This is a genomic window from Dietzia timorensis (assembly GCF_020742175.1).
Classification (GTDB): domain Bacteria; phylum Actinomycetota; class Actinomycetes; order Mycobacteriales; family Mycobacteriaceae; genus Dietzia; species Dietzia timorensis_A.
This window is the reverse complement of sequence record NZ_DYXM01000043.1, coordinates 1-3,016: the sequence shown is the minus strand read 5'-3', so window position 1 is coordinate 3,016 and position 3,016 is coordinate 1. Positions and strand designations below refer to the sequence as shown.

Sequence of the window (3,016 nt, the reverse complement as noted above, 5' to 3'; positions counted from 1 at the left end):
CAGCAGCAGGTCGGCTCCGTGATGGTCGTGCCGGAACTACGCGATCCGCGCACCGAAGCCTGAGCCACGAACCGCCGGCTGGGTTCCCCGGCCGCGAGTCAGCGGCCGCGGAACTCGTCCATGGTGTTGTTCACGCCGAGGAAGTTCATCAGCTTGTCGAATGCCGGCGCGGGCAACAGCCGTGCCGCGGGGAGGTAGCGGACGAACGGCGGCATGATGAGCTGCTTCTTGCCCGCCTCGATCGCCTTGAGCATCTTCTCGGCGACGTCATCTTCGTGCAGGATCGGCAGGAGCAGCGGGAACTTGGTCTTCACGCCGTCGAACATGCCGGTATCGATGTAGAAGGGGCACACGACGAGCGTGTCCACGCCGCTTCCGGACTTCTGCAGCTCGGCGCGCAGTGATTCGGTGAACCCGAAGGCCGCGAACTTACTCGCCGAGTAGTCGGTCTGCTTGGCCACGCCGACCATGCCGGCGGCGCTCGCGACGGTCACGATCATGCCGTTGCGGCGCTCGATCATCCCGCCGAGGAACGCACGCGTGGTCCAGTACAGGGACTTGGTGTTGACGTCGAAGGTCCGGTCGATTTCCGACTCGCTTGCCTCGAGAAGTGGCTTGCCTGTGACGATGCCCGCGTTGTTCACGAGGATGTCGAGGTCGCCGACCTTCTCCGCGGTGAGTGCCACGTCCTCGCGGTTGGTGACGTCCACGGTGTAGGCGTCGCAGGTGCCGCCCTTCGCACGGATCTCCTCGGCGACCTTCTCTCCGGACTCGGCAGACAGGTCCCACACAATCACGTGCGCGCCGCGGTCCGCGGACTTCAGCGCGAGCAGGCGTCCGATTCCGTTGCCACCGCCGGTGATGAGAATTCGCGCATTGCGCAAGTCGTGACGCACGTAAAAGTCCTTCCTTTGATCGGGTGTGAACCGGATAAACCATGGCCCACCCCACCTAGGTTACTCGCAAGTAAGTTCGGGCATCACCCCGCCTCCTCGTCGTTCGGGCTACTGCCTACCCGAATTTTCCCGCTTACGAAGCGGCTTCTGCTTCTGCTAACCTTTCTCCGGCCGAAAGGCCACTAGCGAGTCGATGACACGACACGACGGGTTACTTGTAGTTCTCCTGACACGGCACGGTCGACCGCTTTACAAAGCCGACCGTCAGGAGTATCAATGCCCTTATTTCGTCGTGTCCACCCCGAGAAACAGGCACGGACGGGCGGGATCATCGCCGTCGCCGCGGCCGCCGCGTTCCTCGCCACATTCAACGAGACGTTCCTCAACGTCGCCTTCGCCCCGATCATGGGCGACTTCGGTGTCGACGTGGGCACCGTTCAGTGGCTCACGACCGGATACCTCCTCGTGGCCGCGATCTTTGTCCCCGTCGCCACCGTCGTCTACCACCGATTCCCTACGAGACCACTGTTCATCTCCGTCGTCGCGCTGATGGCCGCCGGATCGGTCGTCGGCGCCCTTGCTCCCACCTTCGAGGTGCTTCTCGCCGGACGCCTATTGCAGGCGATCGGTACCGGCCTTCTCACGCCCATCGGGATGAACATCGTTCTCGCGGTCTCACCGCGCGACAAGATCGGCCTCAACATGGGCATCATGGCCGCGATGATCACTCTCGGTCCCTCTTTGGCGATCGTGCTTTCCGGCGCACTGTTGTCCTTCGGCCCGTGGACAATACTCATGTGGGTTTTCTTCGGTCTCACCGTTGTCGTCATGGCCGCCGCCGCGTTTCTGCTTCGCAACGTCGCCGATCTCGGCCGCCCCACGCTGGACGCTCTTTCGTTCTTGTTGGTCGCCGTCGGTCTCGTCGGCGTGCTATACGGCGTGAGCGAGGTATTCGCCGGTTCCGCCGTGCTCGCCGGCGCGTGTCTCGTCGTCGGGCTGATCGGTCTGGCTTTGTTCCCCGTCCGGCAACGACGCATCGCCAACCCGCTCATCGATCTGCGCCCGCTCGGCGAGAAGCCTTTCGTTCTCGGTCTGCTAATGACGATGCTGGGCCTGCTCTTCGTGTTCGCGATGAACGTCGTCATCCCGCTCTTCCTGCAGGCCGCACGCGGTGCATCGCCCATGACCGCCTCGCTCGCGTTGGCACCGGGAATTCTGCTCACCGTCGTCATGGGCCCGATCGCCGGCCGCAGATTCGATCTGCGTGGCGGTAAGGCCACGATTCCACTCGGTTTCAGCGTGATGGCCGTGTTCGTCGCGTTCGTCGGGCTCTCCGCCGGATCCGCGCCGATCGCAATCTTCGCACTTCTCTACATCCCAGCCGTCCTGGCAACGGCCTTCGTTATCGGCCCCGCGCAGACGTTCGCGCTGACCAGCCTGAGCCGCGAGAGCAGCACGCACGGCGTCACCGTCATCGCAACAGGCTTCCAGATTGCCGGTTGCCTCGGCACCTCTCTGGGCGCCGGGATCTACGGTGCCCTCGCCGGCTCCTCGCGCGGAGATGGCGGGTCCGAGTTCGACTCCCTGCTCACCGGGTTCCACGGGGCGGTCGCATTGGTTGTCGTGACGTCGCTCATCGGGATCGCCCTTGCGGTTCTCGCCTATCGCTCGTCCTCACAACACCGCGAACACGAACTCCAGCCGGTCGCCTGACCCGGACTCTCCAGGCTGAGCATGGACTCGTTCCCCGGGGCGCGGCGCCTCACAAAGCGCAGCGCCCCCGGGGCATAGAGGCTCTAGTAGACGTCGCCATCCACGTAGAACCACCGACCGGATTCACGGACGAATCGCGAGCGTTCGTGGAGAATACCGAGGCTGCCACCGGCCTCGATATACGTTGCACGAAATTCGACGATGCCGTGCGAATCGCTCGGTCCGCCGTCATGGGTATCGACGATCTGCAGCCCGCGCCACCGTGGGTTGTCCTCAAGATCCAATGACGCCGGGCGCGTGGAGGGATGCCAGGTCCGCAACAGCCAGTCCGCGTCGGCCGAGCGAAAGGCCTCGAACCTCGAGCGCATGAGCTCGACCGCTGTGTCCGGCTCCGGGCGCGAATTTTC

General features: G+C 64.2%; 3 protein-coding genes. 1 reads left to right on the top strand and 2 read right to left on the bottom strand.

All coding sequences use genetic code 11. From position 1 onward, the window contains the following. Positions 1–98 precede the first annotated feature (98 nt). On the bottom strand, positions 99–896 hold the full coding sequence (locus K8V11_RS02185) for an SDR family oxidoreductase (RefSeq protein WP_303910577.1): 798 nt from the start codon (positions 894–896) through the stop codon (positions 99–101). A gap of 276 nt (positions 897–1,172) precedes the next feature. Between K8V11_RS02185 and K8V11_RS02180 the strand changes: the two genes are divergently transcribed. Continuing rightward, complete coding sequence (locus K8V11_RS02180; protein ID WP_303910576.1) at positions 1,173–2,609, top strand: MFS transporter; 1,437 nt, start codon at positions 1,173–1,175, stop codon at positions 2,607–2,609. A gap of 83 nt (positions 2,610–2,692) precedes the next feature. On the opposite strand, the gene K8V11_RS02175 is transcribed toward K8V11_RS02180, so the two are convergent. Then, positions 2,693–3,016: YchJ family protein (locus K8V11_RS02175; protein WP_303910575.1), on the bottom strand; the 324-nt coding region annotated here is incomplete at its 5' end.